The following is a 16,862-nucleotide window of genomic DNA, read 5'->3' as shown; positions in this document are numbered from 1 at the left end:
CTACAAGGAAATAATCGATGAGCAAGATAGACAAGGTTGTTCTGGCCTATTCCGGTGGTTTGGACACCTCCATCATTCTGAAGTGGATCAAGACCAATTACGATTGCGACGTGGTCACCATGACCGCCGATCTTGGTCAGGGCGAGGAAATGGAGGGCATTGAGGACAAGGCCCTGAATACCGGCGCGGTCAAGGCGTATGTCGAAGACCTGCGCGAGGAGTTCGTGCGCGACTACGTGTTCCCGGCCTTTCGTGCCGGCGCCCTGTACGAGGGCCGCTACCTGCTCGGCACGGCCATTGCCCGCCCCCTGATTTCCAAGCGCATGGTCGAGATTGCCGAGATGGAAGGCTGTCAGGCCGTGGCCCATGGTGCCACTGGAAAGGGGAATGATCAGGTTCGTTTCGAGCTTGCCACCATGGCCCTGAATCCCAAGCTGACCACCATTGCGCCGTGGCGCGACTGGGATTTGAAGTCCCGGACCGATCTGCTCGATTTTGCCAAGGAAAACCAGATTCCCGTTCCCGTGAGCCGCAAGAAGCCGTGGTCCATCGACGCCAACCTGCTGCATACCTCCTTTGAGGGCGGCGAGCTGGAAGATCCGTGGAATGCGCCTGGCCCGGACTGCTACCGCAACGTGGTTCCGCTCGAAATGGCTCCGGACGAGCCCGAGGAAATCACCATTGATTTCGAGGCGGGCGATCCGGTCGCCATCAACAACGTCAAGCATTCCCCGGCGGCCCTGCTGGCCAAGCTCAACGAATTGGGCGGCAAGCACGGCATCGGTCGCGTTGACATGGTCGAAAACCGCTTCGTGGGCATGAAGTCCCGCGGCGTGTACGAGACCCCGGGTGGCACCATCATGCACATCGCCCACCGCGATCTGGAAGGCGTTGCCATGGACCGCGAAGTCATGCACCTGCGTGACAGCCTGATTCCGAAATATGCGGAAATGATCTACTACGGCTACTGGTTCTCCCCGGAACGCGAGGCGCTTCAGGCCATGATCGACAAGACTCAGGAAAAGGTGACCGGAACCGTGCGGCTCAAGCTGTACAAGGGCAATTGCGTGCCTCTCGGCCGCAAGTCCCCGTTCTCCATGTACAATCCCGAGCTGGCGACTTTCGAGGAAGATTACGTGTACGACCAGTCGGACGCTGCCGGTTTCATCAAGCTGGTGGGCCTGCGGCTCAAGGGCCGCATGCAGCAGTCCAAGTGGGGCGGCAAGGAATCCGACGATACCTGCGAGTAAGCGAGATGGCAGACAACAAGATGTGGGGCGGCCGGTTCGAACAGGGCACGGCCGCCGACATGGAAGCCTATTCCGAGTCCGTATCCTTTGACTGGCGTTTGTACGCCGAGGATATCCGCGGCTCGCAGGCGCATGCGAAAATGCTCGCCGAGCAGGGCTTTCTGACCTCGGAGGAGGCGGAAACCATCTGTTCCGGGCTGGACAGGGTCAAGGCCGAGATCGAGGCCGGGAATTTCGAGTGGAAAGTGGGACACGAGGATGTTCACATGAACATCGAGTCCCGGCTCACCGAAATCATCGGTCCTCTGGGCGGCAAGCTGCATACTGCGCGCAGTCGCAACGATCAGGTCTGTCTGGATTTCCGGCTGCATGTTGCCGCGCGTCTCGAGGACTGGCGTTCGCGTCTGGCCGCGCTCGTGGCCGCGTTCAAGGACGGGGCATCGGAAAACAGAAATGTCATCCTGCCCGGATGCACCCATTTCCAGCCAGCCCAGCCCGTGAGTCTGGCGCATCATCTGCTGGCCTATTGCCAGATGTTCCGCCGGGATTTCGAGCGTGTGGACCAGTGTCTTGTGCGCACACGGATTTCTCCGCTGGGCGCAGCCGCTCTGGCCGGGACCACGCATCCGGTGAATCCCGCTGCGGTTGCCGGGCATCTCGGTCTGGAAGGTGTGTTCGCCAACAGCATGGACGCGGTGTCGGATCGCGATTTCGCAGTGGAGGCCGTGTTCTGCGGCAGCCTGATCATGACGCACCTTTCGCGCTTCTGCGAGGAGATCATCATCTGGGCCAATCCGAATTTCGGGTTCGTGAAGCTGCCGGACGCCTATTCCACGGGATCGTCCATCATGCCCCAGAAGAAGAACCCGGACGCCTGTGAGATCATGCGCGGCAAGACCGCTCGCGTGAACGGTTCGCTGGTCGCCCTGCTGACTCTGCTCAAGGGACTGCCTCTGGCCTACAATCGGGACATGCAGGAAGACAAGGAACCGTTCTTCGATGCGGACCGCACCGTGGCTTCGTCTCTCGGCATCATGGAAGGCATGCTCCGTCAGCTCGAGTTCGTGCCGGAACGCATGGCCGAGACCGTGCAGCGTGGATTCCTGAATGCCACGGAGCTGGCCGATTATCTGGCCGCATCCGGCGTGCCGTTTCGCGAGGCGCACCATATTACCGGTGCTGCGGTCGCCTACGCCGAAAAGCACGGCAAGGCGCTCGAGGAATTGAGTCTGGAGGAATTGCGTCAATTCTCTTCCAGGATCGGCGAGGATGTCTTTGCCGTTCTGGATTACAGAGCTGCCGTGGAGCGGCGGACCTCATCCGGCGGAACCGGACCGGATTCCGTGAGCGCGCAGATAAAGGGATTGGAAGCCTGGTTGAATTCCGTGGCCTGATTCTGCTGACATACGCATAGAATCGAGTTGAGGTCCGGGCCGTTGCGCTGCTTGGGCGGAGTGTTTTCCCCGCGGGAGAATCTTCGCTTGCGGTGCATTGCCCGGGCCTTCCGCTTTTTTTTCTTCGGAAAGAGGAGGGCTTTTGCGGGATTATGGACTCAACCCGTTGAAAACCCTGTACGACATCGGACTAATTTATTACAGAAAGCTCAAGGGCAAGGACGCGAGGCTCGAAATTGGATTTGCGTCTGCAGACAGGGTGCGGCAACAGCCGGAAAGCAAGGTCTTCCGGCTGGAACTCGCCCTCGGGGGAAAGGGAAAAAAATTCCGCGAGCGCTTGATTTTTCGCCCAACGGCATTACTGTAGAAAATCAGTCGGCAATAGAATACAAACCCCCGTCATTCAATACTCGCCGCGAGCGGTGGAACCGCCGGGCGAACGGAGGAAGTTCTTTTGAACAACCATATGAAAAATCTGGTGATTTGGGCGATCATATTCATCCTGATGGTCGTCCTGTTCAATCTGTTCAACCAGCCCCCGATGCCCAAGCATCAGCCTTCCTACAGCGAGTTCCTGACCATGGTGGATCAGGGCGGCGTGCAGGAAGTGAAGATTCAGGGCCGCAAGATTTCCGGCGTCAAGGCGTCCGGCGAACGGTTTCAGACCTATGCGCCGGAAGATCCCAAGCTCGTGGACACGCTGATCAGCAAGGGTGTCGAGGTCAAGGCCGAGCCGCCCGAGGAGTCTCCCTGGTACATGACCCTGTTCCTGTCCTGGGCACCCATGCTGTTGCTCATCGGCGTGTGGATTTTCTTCATGCGTCAGATGCAGGGCGGGTCCGGTGGCAAGGGAGCCATGAGCTTCGGACGCTCTCGGGCCAAGCTGATCAACGAGGAACACGCCAAGGTCACGTTTGCGGATGTTGCGGGTGTTGACGAAGCCAAGGAAGAGCTTTCCGAGGTCGTGGACTTTCTGCGCGAACCCCGCAAGTTCACCCGGCTCGGTGGTCGCATTCCCAAGGGCGTTCTGCTCGTGGGCCCTCCGGGCACGGGCAAGACCCTGCTGGCCCGTGCTGTTGCGGGTGAGGCCGGTGTCCCGTTCTTTTCCATCTCGGGCTCGGATTTCGTGGAAATGTTCGTGGGCGTGGGTGCGGCGCGTGTGCGCGATCTGTTCGTGCAAGGCAAGAAAAGTGCTCCGTGCCTGATCTTCATTGACGAAATCGATGCCGTGGGGCGTCAGCGTGGTGCTGGCCTCGGCGGCGGACATGACGAGCGCGAGCAGACCCTGAACCAGCTTCTCGTGGAAATGGATGGTTTCGAATCCAACGAAGGCGTCATTCTCGTGGCCGCCACAAACCGTCCGGACGTGCTTGACCCGGCCCTGCTCAGGCCCGGTCGTTTCGACCGTCAGGTCGTGGTACCCACCCCGGACCTGCGTGGGCGCGAGCGTATCCTCAAGGTGCATTCCCGCAAGACTCCGTTGGCTCCGGAAGTGGAACTCGCCACCATCGCGCGCGGCACTCCGGGCTTTTCCGGCGCGGATCTGGAGAACCTGGTCAACGAAGCCGCTCTGCATGCGGCCAAGGTCGGCAAGGATCGCGTTGAGATGGCGGATTTCGAGGAGGCCAAGGACAAGGTCCTCATGGGCAAGGAGCGCCGCAGCGTGATCCTGTCCGACGAGGAAAAGAAGACCACGGCCTGGCACGAGGCCGGACATGCCCTGATTGCCAAGCTGCTGCCCGGCACGGACCCGGTTCACAAGGTGTCCATCATTCCGCGCGGCAGGGCACTTGGCGTGACCATGCAGCTTCCCGTGGACGACAGGCACAATTATTCCAAGCAGTATCTGGAACACACCATGGCCGTGCTCATGGGCGGTCGCGTGGCCGAGGAAATCGCCTTGGATCAGCGGACCACGGGCGCGAGCAACGATATCGAGCGCGCCACCAAGATGGCTCATAACATGGTCTGCATGTGGGGCATGAGTGAAAAGCTCGGTCCCTTGTCCTTTGGCGACAATCAGGAGCAGGTGTTTCTGGGCAAGGAACTCATCCACAACAAGAACTACGGCGAGGAAACCGCCAAGACCATCGACTCCGAAGTGCGGCGGTTCGTCGAGGAAGCCCATGAAAGGGCCAAGGCGCTGCTCAAGGACAACTTCGAAGCGCTGGGTTGGATTGCGGATGCCCTGCTTGATCGGGAAACCATTTCCGGCGCGGACATCGATCTGCTCATGGAAGGCAAGCCGCTGCCGCCTCTGCCTGAAAACGGCAACAACGGTTCCGGTGCCGCCGGAAGCAATGGCGGTCCCCAGTCCTCGGGCCCGGGCTATTCTCCCGTGAGCGAGGAAAAGGCCGGGAACGAACAGGCTGATGCCGCTGGCAACGAGGAGGATGATTTTCTTCTCGAGGAAGAAGACGTGCCGTCCGACGAAAAGGACGACGGCAAGAAAATTCAGTAAATCCCGAAGGGTTTCCACCGAGATGACTGATAGTACATGGATACTCAAGGGGGGCAGGGTCTTGGGCCCGGCCCCCTTTTTCATTGCCGGGGTGGTGAATGTCACCCCTGATTCGTTTTATGACGGCGGCAGGCACCCGGACAGCATTTCCGGTGTGGAGCACGCTGCGCTTCTGGCCCGACAGGGGGCGGAAATGCTGGATATCGGCGGTGAAAGCACGCGTCCCTACGCCGATCCCGTTTCGCTGGAGCAGGAACTGGAACGGGTCGTGCCCGTGGTGACGGAACTGGCCCGGGGCGTTTCGAACGGGGAAGGGGAACTGCTGACCCCGGCTTTGTCCGTGGATACCTACAAGGCCGGTGTCGCGGCTGCGGCGCTGGATGCTGGTGCCGACGTGATCAATGACGTGTCCGCATTCGAGTTCGATCCGGAATTGCTCGACGTGGTGGCCCAGTACAAGCCCGGCTATGTGCTCATGCACAGCCTGGGCAGGCCGGAAACCATGCAGGATGCGCCGTCCTACGAAAATGTGGTGGACGAGATGCTTGCCTTTTTCGAGCGCAAGCTGGAAATACTGGACAAGGCCGGGCTGCCCAAGGAAAATGTCACACTGGACCCGGGCATCGGGTTCGGCAAGCTCCTTGAGCACAATCTGGAGATCATGCGCAATATCGAGCGGTTCAAGGTGTTCGGGTTGCCATTGTACGTGGGGCTTTCCAACAAGTCCCTGTGGCAGGGACTTCTCGGGCTCGGCGTGGAGAGTCGTCAAAATGCCACGCAGGCCGGAGTCGCGGTCATGGCAATGAAGGGCGTGGCCGTGCATCGGGTGCACGAGGTGGCCCTGACCAGGCAGACCTTGGCCGTGGTAAAGGCCGCAGCATAGGCGGGGAGTGCGAGTGATAGAGCTTTTCGGATTTCAGTTCACATGGCAGGCGGCGCTGGACATCGGCCTTGTGGCCCTGCTGTACTACAACATCATTCTGCTGGTTCGGGGAACCCGGGCCGCGGCCGCGCTGTACGGCCTCATGATGCTGCTGGTCATCTACTATTTTTCGGACCTGCTGAATCTCTATACACTCAACACTCTGCTTGGGGAGTTCCTGAGTTCCCTGTTTCTGGTGATCATCATCCTTTTCCGCAAGGACGTGCGAAAGGCTCTGGCGGCCGTGGGAACCAAGCGGTTCTGGCGACCTTCCGAGGCCAGCGAGGATACGCTCGATCAGGTGGTGGGCGCGGTCATGGACATGTCGTCCACCCGTACCGGAGCTATTATCGTCATCGAGAAGAGCGTGCCTCTGGGCGACATTGCGGAGCGCGGCATCGAATTGGATGCCAAGGTGAACAAGGATCTGCTCAAGACCATTTTCACCATGGACACGCCCTTGCATGACGGCGCGGTGGTGATCCGGCGAAACCGGATTCTCGCGGCTGCCTGCATCCTGCCGCTGTCCAGCAAACTCAAGGGGCAGCCCATGTTCGGCACGCGTCACAGGGCCGCTCTCGGCATCAGTGAAGGATCGGACGCCATTACCATCGTGGTGTCCGAGGAACGCGGCGAAGTGTCCATCGCCCTGAACGGGCGGCTGACCACCAGCCTTGATGAAGTTCGCCTGCGGCGTGTGCTGCGAAACGTTCTGGAGCGCTAGAAATGATGAAGAACTGGCAGACCATGCTTCTGGCTCTGGGGTTGGCCGTCTTTACCTGGTTTCTCGTCACGGGGCGGGAAAAGGTCGAGGCGTGGATCGACATGCCGCTGGTCATGACCAACCCGCCCGAAGGCATGATCATCAAGGATGGTCTGGTTGACAGGATTCAGGTACGGGTCCGCGGGCCGCGTGGACTGGTGAATTCGCTGGCCAATGAGCGGCATTCCTATCCTCTCGACGTGAACAAGGTGAAGATCGGCGAACAGGTCGTGGAAATCGATGCGGATCGCATTTCCCTTTCCTCGTCCTTCGAGGTCATGGAGGTCAAACCCAACAGGTTGACCCTGACCGTGGACAGGAATGTTCAGCGGACGATTCCCGTGGATGCGTCCTGGGCTGGCAATCTGAATCCGTATTACGATCAGGTTGGGGTGAACGTGGAACCGGCTTCCGTGGAGATTCGCGGGCCGGAAACCGTGCTGCGCAAGATCACGCGGACATCGGTTGTGGTCAAGGAGGATTTCCCGGATGAGGTTCCGGCTTCCTGGGTCGAGGATGTGCCTCTGCTTCTGCCCGAGGAGGTCGAGGCTTCGCCCGGACAGGTGCGTGTGGAGGTCGCCTTTGCCGCCAGGACCAAGGAAATCTGGATCAAGCTGCCGCTCGAAATTCCCGAGACCGGCAGGTTTGCGGTGCGCACCTCTCAGGATTACGTGCGATTCCTGATGGAGGGGCCGCTCTATCTTTTCAGGGACAATGATTTTCGCAAGGACATGGCCGCCAGACTCGTGCTGCCCGACAATCCCGGACCGGGAAGGTACGAGCTCGACTATCACGTGACTCTTCCCGAGGGATGCCGCGTCGTGAAGCGCAACCCCGAGGTGGTGTCCACTGAAATCAGGGCGGCCAAATAATCAGGACGATTGGACGGAGAAATTCATGACGCAACGACTTTTCGGCACCGACGGCCTGCGGGGGCAGGTGAACATATTCCCCATGACTGCGGAAATCGCGCTTCGGCTCGGACTTGCCGCCGGCCAGTATTTCCGCAACGGTTCCAAGCGGCACAGGGTTGTCATCGGCAAGGATACGCGCCTGTCCGGCTATGTGTATGAAACCGCACTGACCTCCGGGCTGTGCGCCAACGGCATGGACGTGTTTCTTGTCGGTCCCATGCCCACCCCGGCGATTTCTTTTCTGACCCGGAACATGCGTGCCGACGTGGGCGTGGTGATTTCCGCGTCGCACAATCCGTTCATGGACAACGGCATCAAGTTCTTCGATCGCGACGGATTCAAGCTGCCCGACGAGGAAGAGGACAGGATTGCCTCTCTGGTTCTCGATCCCTCGACCCAATGGGATTACCCGGCTGCCGAAGAGATCGGCAGGGCATACCGCATCGATGATGCGCGCGGCAGATACATCGTCTACCTCAAGAACAGCTTTTCCAGTCATCTGACTCTGGACGGCATGCGCATCGTGCTGGACTGTGCCAATGGCGCGGCCTACGGTGTGGCTCCCTACGTGTTCGAGGAACTCGGGGCCGAGGTCATCAAGATCGGCATGCATCCCGACGGGATCAACATCAACGACAAGTGCGGTTCCCTGTACCCCGAGGGCATTTCCCGCAAGGTCGTGGAGTACGGCGCGGACATCGGGTTGGCGCTGGACGGCGATGCGGACAGGCTCATTGTCTGCGACGAAAAGGGCAAGGTGCTGGATGGCGATCAGATCATGGCCCTGTCCGCCATGGAGATGCTCGAACAGGGGCGTTTGACCAAGAACATGCTGGTGGCCACGGTCATGAGCAACATGGCTCTGGAGCTTTTCATGCAGGAGCGGGGCGGGACCCTGCTGCGTACGCCCGTGGGCGACAGGTATGTGGTGGAAGCCATGCGGCGCGAAGGCGCCATGCTCGGCGGAGAGCAGTCCGGCCATCTGATTTTCATGGAACACAGCACCACCGGAGACGGCCTGCTTGCGGCGCTGCAATTGTTGCGTATAATGTGCGAAAGGCAGAAACCCCTTTCCGAACTTGCGGGATTGCTTCAGCCGTTTCCGCAGGTACTTAAAAACGTGCACGTGGAGCGGAAGATTCCCTTTGAGGAAGCTCCCAAGGTGCAGGAGGCCGTGCGCAAGGTGGAGGACGCCTTGTACGGCAAGGGAAGGGTTCTGCTTCGGTATTCCGGCACCGAGGCCGTGGCGCGTGTCATGGTCGAGGGACCGAACCTCGACAAGGTGGAGGAATACGTCGGCGAAATCGTTGAAGCCTGTGAAAAGCATTTGCGTTAAATTCCGAGGAGATTGTTTGGCATGGACATCAAGAAAGTCGTGATTCCGGTCGCTGGATGGGGAACCAGATCGCTGCCCGCAACCAAGAACATCCCCAAGGAAATGCTGCCGATATACAAGAAGCCCATCGTGCAGTACATCGTGGAAGAAGCCATGCAGGCCGGGCTCAAGGACGTGGTGTTCATCACCAACCAGAACAAGCGGATCATCGAGGATCATTTCGACCGCAACTTTCTGCTCGAGCAACTCCTGACCCGCGGCGGCAAGCTGGACCTTCTGGAAGAGGTCAAGCGGGTTGCGGACATGGTGAATGTGGTTTCCGTGCGCCAGAAGGTGCAGCTCGGTCTGGGGCATGCCGTCCTGTGCGCCAGCGAGGTGTGCAAGAACGAACCCTTTGCGGTCATGCTCGGCGACGACCTCATGTTCGGTCTGAATTCCGGCATCAGCCAGCTCATCGAAGCTGCGAAAGCCGAAAACAAGGCCGTGGTCGGCGTGATCGAGGTGCCGAGAGACAAGGTCAGCAAGTACGGCGTGATTGCCGGTGAGGAATTTGCCAAGGGCATGTATCGCGTCAGCAAGCTGGTGGAAAAGCCCAAGGTCGAGGATGCTCCGTCCAATCTGGCGATCATCGGCAGATACGTGCTGCTGCCCGAGATTTTCGACATTCTGGATGGCCAGAAGGCTGGTGTGGGCGGGGAAATCCAGCTTACCGATGCCTTGCAGGGACTCGCTGACCGGGACAAGCTCATTGCCGTGAAGCTTCAGGGCCAGCGGTTTGACGCTGGCGACTGGGTGGAATATCTTACCGCCAACATCTATTTCGCTCTGCACGACGAGGAATTGCGCGACGACCTTGTCAAACGGCTTCAGGAGTTGCTGTCTTGTTCAGATTGATTTCCGGCTTTGCCTGCTGTTTGCTGATACTGTTTTCCGCTGCTGCCGCATTCGCCTTTGCGCCGGATGACGAGGAATTGGGGGCCATGCTGCGCAAGGCCTACGGTCCCTTGTCCTCCTGGGAGGCGGAGGCCTCGTTTCCGGATTATCCCGGAGTGGCCGTGCATATCTGGTATGCGCGCGGAAAATGGCGTCAGGAATGGCGGGCCAACGGGCTGAAGTCCTCCGGCGTGGGCGTGGGCGGGACCGTGCTTGCCTCCTGTGTCGGGCAGGCCTTTCCCCTGTCTCCGCTCTTTGCGTGGATGCCGCCGGACACGTTGCAGACGTGGCATGACTGGGGCGTGGACAATGCCACGCGTACCTTCGGATTCTGCGGGGACGTGCCGTGCTTCATGTACGGTGCCGATCCCGAGGATATGACATTGCCTGCCGTGTGGCTGAACAATGAAACCATGGCCCCGCTGCTGGTGCGGTACGAGGCTGGAGGCGGACAGGCCAGCATCGCCTTTTCCGATTTCCGGACCCTTGGCGGATATGATGTGCCGCAGAAGGTCATCTACACCGCCCCTGGAGCTGAGCCTCTGGTCATGGCCGTGAAGTGGCTGGCCGTGAATCGGGCCGGGGATGCATCCCTGTATGATCCCAAGGCCCTTGCCCGGACCCTGTCCCCGGAAACCTGCGGCGCCATGCCGGAACCTTTTGACCGGTTGGGGAATGAGTTCCGTTTTCCGGTTGTCCGCTGATTCGTGATGAAGGATTATTGGCAGGTCGCCCTGCTCAGCCCTCCCTATCAGGCGCTGACGTACGGGCGGCCTGATTTTTTTTCCGCTCTTGTTCCGGGACAGCGTGTGGCTGTTCCCCTTGGACGTTCCTGCCGCGCCGGGATCGTGATCGGTCCTGCCGAATCCGTGCCCAGGGGCGTGGCGCTCAGGCCCGTGCTCTGGCCGTTGGAACGCAGGCCGCTTCTCGACGCCGATTACATGGACATGATCGGGAATCTTGCTTCCCGGCAGATGATTCCCCTTGGTCGCATTCTTGAAGGTGCGCTGCCACGCGGCCTGCGAACCGCTGCGGTCACGTTTGCCGTTGACCGGCATATGGCGGACCGGCCACTGCCTGCCTCGCTCAAGCCCACGGAAATCGTCAAGCTGTCCGTGGAGGATCAGCGGTGCCTCATGAATCTGTGGCTGGACGGGCGCATGCGTGTTCGTGTGGACCCGAAGCGCGAGGCCGAGGACAGGTTCGTTTCCCTGCTGTCCGATCCGCCGTGGCCTGTGCGTCCCAATGCCAAACGCCAGCTCCGGCTGTTGGAGCACCTCATGGACAATGGGCCGCAGAGTCTGTTTTCCCTGAAGTTTTCCCTTGGAGAATGGACGAAGGATGCTGCCGCCAAGCTGGAAGGAGCCGGACTGGTTTCCGTGGGCGAACTCACACCCGATGATCTGGCTCATGTGGATGAAGGCGGCGGTGCCTGCGTCGGTCCGGCCGAGTGGGGATACGAATTCACGCCCGAACAGTCCGCAGCCCTGAAGCGGCTTGGTCCGGCTCTGGAGTCCGGGGGCACGCATCTGGTGCATGGTGTTACCGGCAGCGGCAAGACCGTGGTCTATCTGGAGTTGGCGCGCCAGTGTCTCGAGGCCGGAAAGAGCGTGCTGCTGCTTGCGCCGGAAGTGGCTTTGGCCTGTTCGCTGTACAAGACCGTTGCCGCGCATTTCCCGGAGGCGAGAACCGCATTCTATCACGGGTATCAGAGTCCCAAGAAGCGGGAACTCACGTTTCGCGATCTGGCGCGTGAACAGACTCCGTCCGTCGTGGTGGGCACGCGTTCCGCGCTTTTTCTGCCCATGCGCAATCTGGGGCTGATCGTTCTGGACGAGGAACATGACGAATCCTTCAAGCAGGAAGAGCGGTTGCCGTACCATGCCAAGGAAGTGGCGTGGTTCCGCGTCGGAATGACCAGGGGGCTTCTGGTGCTCGGGTCGGCCACGCCGGACGTGAAGACCTTTCATGCCGCCCGGGAAGGGCACATCCCCATGTGCTCGCTCAAGGAACGCGTCGGGGACAGCCGGTTGCCGGACGTGGAACTGGTGGACATCACCAACCTCAAGAATCCGGATCAGCCGTTCGCACCTCGAACTCTGGAGGCCCTGCGCGAGACCGTTGCCGCGGGCGAGCAGGCCATTGTCATGCTCAACCGCCGGGGCTATTCCCCGGTCATGTATTGTCTGGACTGTGGCGAGACCGTCAAATGTCCCGAGTGTGAAGTGGGCATGACCTATCACAAGCGGCAGGAACGGCTGGTGTGTCATTATTGCGGTCATGCCAAATCCTATCCTCTGCTGTGCGCCAAGTGCGGAGGTGCGAATTTTCTGCCCATGGGCGAAGGCACGGAGCGACTTGAGGAGAGCATTGCGGCTGTCCTGCCCGATGACGTGAAGGTGCTGCGTCTGGATCGGGACGCCACGCGTCGGCAGGAACGCATGGAGGAAATTCTGGCAGCGTTCGCCCGACGGGAGGCGCAGGTGCTCGTGGGCACCCAGATGATTTCCAAGGGGCATCATTTTCCGGATGTGACGCTGGTGGCGGTCGCGGATGGCGATCTTGGCCTGAATCTGCCGGACTATCGTTCCTCGGAGCGCACGTTTCAGCTTCTGGTTCAGGTGGCTGGCCGGGCCGGACGCGGTGGCAAGGCCGGGCGCGTGCTCATTCAGACCCGCAATCCCGGGCATCCCATCTGGACCGAAGTGATTTCCGGTGATTACGAAGGATTCTACGCCCGGGAGATCGAACGGCGGCAGAAGTTCCGGTATCCGCCGTTCATCAAGCTCGGTCTTGTGCGCATCAGCTTTCCTGCGGATTTTTCGGATGGCCCTGGAGCCATGATGGATTTTTCCCGGATTCTGCGGGAACAGGGACCCGGCCTGTGCGTGCTGGGCATGGGGCCGGCACCCGCGCCGTTGAGCCGACTTCGCGGAAGGATGCGGTTCAACTGTCTGCTCAAGGCGGATTCCTGGGGTGCTGTACGCGGCCTGTTTGCCCGGCTTGAACGGGCCAATCCCGCGCCCGGCAAGATTCGGCTTTCCCTGGACCTTGACCCGGTGTCCACCCTGTGATTCTCGACAGGGTGCGACTTTGCCGCTAGAGTGGCGCGAATATCATCAGACCACAAGAGAGCGTATCAATATGAAATTGTTCAGGACCATGACGGTCTTGCTTGTGTTTTCCGTCCTGCTGGTTCCGGCTGCCCGGGCCCAGATGTCCAAGGTGGGATTTCTCAATCCCCAGCGGGTCATCAACGAATCGAAAATCGGCCGTGTTGCGCAGGACGATCTGGCGCGTCTGGGCAGGGAAAAGGACAGGCAGGTGGCCGTTGCTCTGGAAAAGGTGCAGGCGCTCAAGGGCGAACTGGCTTCCGGCGAGGTGTCCGTGGCCGAACAGTCCCTGCGCGAGGCGGAATTGCGTCGGGCCGCCCGGGACTACGAGGCCGTGGTGGAGCGGAGCAATCTGGAGATTCAGGAAGAGGAGCGCAAGCTCATCCGTTTCATCATGCACCGCGCGGATTCCATTCTCAAGGCCTTGGCCGAGGAGCGCGGATTCACCCTGATTTTGACCGATCCGGAAATCGTCGGCTATGTGGTGCCGCAGATGGACGTGACGGACCGGGTTATTTCCGAACTGGACAAGATGCTGTAGACGGAGGCCGGAAATGGCGTGCGGCAGAATGATGCGGAACGTGGTGGCGGCAGTGTGCCTGATTTGCCTGTGTGCGGGAACGGCCTTGGCATGGGGCGAGATTCGATATCCGGATCGGCCCCTGAATCTGCGCAAGGCGCGGTCGGCCAGCGCCGCGTGGGTTGGCATGCTGTTTCCGGGCCAGAAGGTGCGCATCGCCCATGAGGTGGATGGTTGGGTCGCGATATACGAACCCGGGGAAACGCGCAGCAGCGAGGCGGCAGCCGTGGGCTATGCCAACATCAAGTATCTCAAGCCGCGTCCGGGCAAGGTGGATATCGAAGCCTGGGGCGAACTCATGGCCACCAAGACCCGGCTCAACGTGCGCGCCGAGAGCACTATTCGATCCGAAAAGGTCTCTGCTCTGGCTCCGGGGCAGCGCGTGCGCGTGGATTTTCCCGAGGATGACTGGACTATGGTGTTCGTGCCCGGGGCGACCATCCGGTCCCAGCTCAATGCCGTGGGCTGGGTCAAGAGCAAGTATCTTGTTCCGGCTGTCGGCGTGACTCCGACCCGGCAGGCCGTGGCGCAAGAGGATTCGGTTCAGGCCGATCCCGATCCCGTGGTGAAACCCGCACCCAGGGTCGCTTCTTCTGGCAGGCCGTGGGGCAGGATCGTGACCATTCCCGACGACGTGGTGGTGCGCATGGCGCGTTCGTCCAAGTCGCATTTTGTCAGGACCTTGAAAAAGGGAGACAAGGTCAAGGTCGATATGCTCAGGAACGGCTGGTACGCCGTGTTCCAGCCCGGGGAATCCCTGCGCAGGGAAAACCGGGCCATCGGCTATGCCGCCGAACACGATCTCGAAGGACGGCCTGCGCCGGTTGCAGCGGCTCCGGCAAAAAGCGATGGCGGCCAGACCGTGATTCCCATAGACCGCAAGCGGTTTGCGGATGCCAAACGTCCCGATCCGGTGGCGGACCGGAATGTTCACGGCTTCCAGTACAAGGTCATGGAAACCAGCGAGACCAGAAAGTTCGGCGAGAGCTGGACCATGGTCAAGGTGTTCGTGGCGGCCAAAAAGGTGCCCAGGGAAGCCGGGCTGGCTGATCTGGCTGAAACCCTGCGTCCGGGGCTGGCGAAATCCGGCAGGAATCTGGCAATACTTTTCTATCTGCCGGGCATGGATTTCGAGGACATCGCCTATGGCGAAGCCCGGTTCGTGGAAAAGACGCTGACCGAATTTCGGATCAGGAAGACCGCGCTCTTTGGTACGGATTTTCCCTTGCGCTGACAGGGTGGAACGATTTGAAGCAGCAGGGCCGACGCGAATGATTTCGCGTCGGCCCTGCTGCTTTTGCCGCCTGTCCGGGACTCATCCCAGTTCATGCCCCATGAACAGGGGAATGGTCTTTTTCAGAGTGGTGCGAATGGCTTTCTTCCTTTTGGGAGCGGTGGCAACCTGAGGGATCATGTAGAGGCTGCGGCAGCTCTGGCATTCCCAATGCTTGTCGTGCTGCTGCAGATGCACCAGCAGGCCGTCCTTGTCATAGCAGAGCTGGCAGAAGGGCCCTTTGCGCTTGCCTTCTTCCATGAGCCAGTATTTCTGGCCGTCGTATTGAACCTTTTCCGCCAGATCGAGAACTTCGGCCACTTCCGAGAGCTGCGTCTTGAGCACCTCGTTTTCCTCGCATACGGCAAGGAATTCTTCCTGAAGGCTGGTCAGCAGGGCTTTTGCCTCGTCTGTTCTGCCTTTTTCAAACAGTGTCAGCACCCGTTTGTAACCGGTGATCTGGAAAATAGCTGATACCATGATGATTCCCCCCATGAACAATGGTGACGCATGATTTATCGGTCGGGTTATCGAATTACTTTAGAGTCCCCGGAATGTTTTGATGCACGGGTGTCTCCCATACTGTGTTATTAGCCGGAATTGGTATGGATATGCATTCAACTATCTGTAAATGCTGTTTTAAATAAAAAGAAGCGACAGTTTTTCCGGTTCCCTGTTGACAGGGCGCTGCTGGCGGCATACGTTTTTGACGGCTAGGGGAGCCTTCATGGCTGAGATGGGCTGCGGCCCGACCCTTTGAACCTGATGCAGTTTATACTGCCGTAGGGAAGCTGGTCTGAACACAGTCTGCTGATTCAAACCGGGCTTGCCTTCCAGCAAGCCCGGTTTTTTTATGCGGATCACTTCATACCGCCTCGACCTTCCGTACATCCCCAGCCGAAACCCTCCGCATCTGTGCGGAAAGGAGTCGTTCCGTGATCATCGTAGTCAACGGAAAGGAAACCGACATCCCGTCCGGCATGAGCCTGCTGGAGTTTCTGGATGCCCGGGGCATGTCCCCGGACACCCTTGTGGTGGAGCGCAATCAGGAAATCGTTCCCGGCTCCGCCTTTGGTGAAACCCGGTTGGTAGAGGGCGATCGTCTTGAAATTCTCCGCGTTGTCGGTGGCGGGTAACCGGAGTTGAACGGCATGAAGAAAGATCAGCTGGAAATCGGCGGCGTCGCACTGGACAGCCGTCTGTTCATCGGAACCGGAAAGTATGGAAACGACGCGGTCATCCCGGATGTGTGCGAGGCCTCGGGCGCACAGGTCATCACCGTGGCCCTCAGGCGGGTGGATTTCGAATCCGATACCGGGAATGTCATGGATTTCGTCCCTCAGCACATGAAGCTGCTGCCCAACACCTCGGGAGCGCGTACCGCGGACGAGGCCGTGCGCATCGCCCGGCTTGCCCGGGCCATGGGATGTGGCGACTGGATCAAGATCGAGGTCATTTCGGACAACCGCTACCTGCTGCCCGACGGATACGAGACGGCCAAGGCCACCGAGATTCTCGCAAAGGAAGGCTTCGTGGTCCTCCCGTACGTGAATGCGGATCTGTATGTGGCGCGGAGTCTGGTTGATGCCGGAGCCGCCGCGGTCATGCCTCTGGGGGCGCCCATCGGCTCGAATCGGGGGTTGCAGACCAGGGAAATGCTGCGCATCCTCATCGAGGACTGTCCGTTGCCCGTGGTGGTCGACGCGGGCATAGGCAAGCCGTCCGAGGCGTGCGAGGCCATGGAAATGGGCGCGGATGCCTGTCTGGTGAATACGGCCATTGCCACGGCGGGCGATCCGTTGGGCATGGCCCGGGCATTCGGACGCGCGGTGCGTGCCGGACGCGAGGCGCATCTTGCCGGACTGGGCGCAACCCGGACCCACGCTTCGGCTTCGTCTCCGCTTACCGGATTTCTGGGGAAGA

15 protein-coding genes, 1 pseudogene and 1 riboswitch are annotated in these 16,862 nt (G+C 60.0%); of the genes and pseudogenes, 15 read left to right on the top strand and 1 reads right to left on the bottom strand.

The features are described from left to right. Positions 1–17 precede the first annotated feature (17 nt). From MPN23_RS06340 to MPN23_RS06280, 13 genes are all read left to right on the top strand, one after another. Positions 18–1,250 carry an argininosuccinate synthase gene (locus MPN23_RS06340; protein ID WP_243546859.1) on the top strand — a complete coding sequence of 411 codons (1,233 nt, stop codon included), beginning with the start codon at positions 18–20 and terminating at the stop codon, positions 1,248–1,250. Positions 1,251–1,255: 5 nt separating this feature from the next. Further along, entirely contained in the window at positions 1,256–2,644 is a 1,389-nt protein-coding gene (gene argH / locus MPN23_RS06335; protein WP_243546858.1) for an argininosuccinate lyase, read from the top strand. A 142-nt stretch (positions 2,645–2,786) separates the two neighbouring features. Then, positions 2,787–3,011 carry a hypothetical protein gene (locus MPN23_RS06330; RefSeq protein WP_243546857.1) on the top strand — a complete coding sequence of 75 codons (225 nt, stop codon included), beginning with the start codon at positions 2,787–2,789 and terminating at the stop codon, positions 3,009–3,011. 87 nt (positions 3,012–3,098) lie between these two features. Next, positions 3,099–5,105, top strand: coding sequence for an ATP-dependent zinc metalloprotease FtsH (ftsH, locus tag MPN23_RS06325; RefSeq protein ID WP_243546856.1), 2,007 nt, complete (start codon positions 3,099–3,101; stop codon positions 5,103–5,105). Between the two features lie 22 nt (positions 5,106–5,127). Beyond that, positions 5,128–5,988 carry a dihydropteroate synthase gene (gene folP / locus MPN23_RS06320; RefSeq protein ID WP_243546855.1) on the top strand — a complete coding sequence of 287 codons (861 nt, stop codon included), beginning with the start codon at positions 5,128–5,130 and terminating at the stop codon, positions 5,986–5,988. Positions 5,989–6,001: 13 nt separating this feature from the next. After that, a complete protein-coding gene (cdaA, locus tag MPN23_RS06315) occupies positions 6,002–6,751 on the top strand; it encodes a diadenylate cyclase CdaA (protein ID WP_243546854.1) in 750 nt (249 codons plus the stop codon). 2 nt (positions 6,752–6,753) lie between these two features. Next, entirely contained in the window at positions 6,754–7,662 is a 909-nt protein-coding gene (locus tag MPN23_RS06310; protein WP_243546853.1) for a CdaR family protein, read from the top strand. A gap of 25 nt (positions 7,663–7,687) precedes the next feature. Beyond that, positions 7,688–9,040: a phosphoglucosamine mutase gene (gene glmM, locus MPN23_RS06305; RefSeq protein ID WP_243546852.1), complete on the top strand. Its 1,353-nt coding sequence runs from the start codon at positions 7,688–7,690 to the stop codon at positions 9,038–9,040. 21 nt (positions 9,041–9,061) lie between these two features. Beyond that, positions 9,062–9,934, top strand: a complete 873-nt coding sequence (galU, locus tag MPN23_RS06300; protein ID WP_243546851.1) for a UTP--glucose-1-phosphate uridylyltransferase GalU — start codon at positions 9,062–9,064, stop codon at positions 9,932–9,934. Further along, on the top strand, positions 9,922–10,677 hold the full coding sequence (locus MPN23_RS06295; RefSeq protein ID WP_243546850.1) for a hypothetical protein: 756 nt from the start codon (positions 9,922–9,924) through the stop codon (positions 10,675–10,677). The genes galU and MPN23_RS06295 overlap by 13 nt, the downstream gene beginning before the upstream one ends. A gap of 6 nt (positions 10,678–10,683) precedes the next feature. Further along, positions 10,684–13,047: a replication restart helicase PriA gene (priA, locus tag MPN23_RS06290; RefSeq protein ID WP_243546849.1), complete on the top strand. Its 2,364-nt coding sequence runs from the start codon at positions 10,684–10,686 to the stop codon at positions 13,045–13,047. A 70-nt stretch (positions 13,048–13,117) separates the two neighbouring features. Continuing rightward, a complete protein-coding gene (locus tag MPN23_RS06285) occupies positions 13,118–13,627 on the top strand; it encodes an OmpH family outer membrane protein (protein ID WP_243546848.1) in 510 nt (169 codons plus the stop codon). A gap of 13 nt (positions 13,628–13,640) precedes the next feature. Beyond that, positions 13,641–14,900, top strand: a complete 1,260-nt coding sequence (locus MPN23_RS06280) for an SH3 domain-containing protein (RefSeq protein WP_243546847.1) — start codon at positions 13,641–13,643, stop codon at positions 14,898–14,900. Positions 14,901–14,981: 81 nt separating this feature from the next. Here MPN23_RS06280 and MPN23_RS06275 read toward each other — a convergent pair whose 3' ends face one another. After that, positions 14,982–15,419, bottom strand: coding sequence for a hypothetical protein (locus MPN23_RS06275; RefSeq protein WP_243546846.1), 438 nt, complete (start codon positions 15,417–15,419; stop codon positions 14,982–14,984). A gap of 225 nt (positions 15,420–15,644) precedes the next feature. Then, a riboswitch (TPP riboswitch) is annotated at positions 15,645–15,745 on the top strand. Between the two features lie 129 nt (positions 15,746–15,874). On the opposite strand from MPN23_RS06275, the gene thiS reads away from it, so the two are divergent. Both thiS and MPN23_RS06265 read left to right on the top strand, forming a co-directional pair. After that, a complete protein-coding gene (gene thiS / locus MPN23_RS06270; protein ID WP_243546845.1) occupies positions 15,875–16,075 on the top strand; it encodes a sulfur carrier protein ThiS in 201 nt (66 codons plus the stop codon). A 15-nt stretch (positions 16,076–16,090) separates the two neighbouring features. Next, positions 16,091–16,858 (top strand): annotated as a pseudogene (locus MPN23_RS06265) (thiazole synthase); the annotation flags it as partial. Positions 16,859–16,862 lie beyond the last annotated feature (4 nt).

This window comes from Pseudodesulfovibrio tunisiensis (genome assembly GCF_022809775.1).
Lineage (GTDB): Bacteria > Desulfobacterota > Desulfovibrionia > Desulfovibrionales > Desulfovibrionaceae > Pseudodesulfovibrio > Pseudodesulfovibrio tunisiensis.
This window is presented reverse-complemented; position numbering and strand designations above follow the sequence as displayed.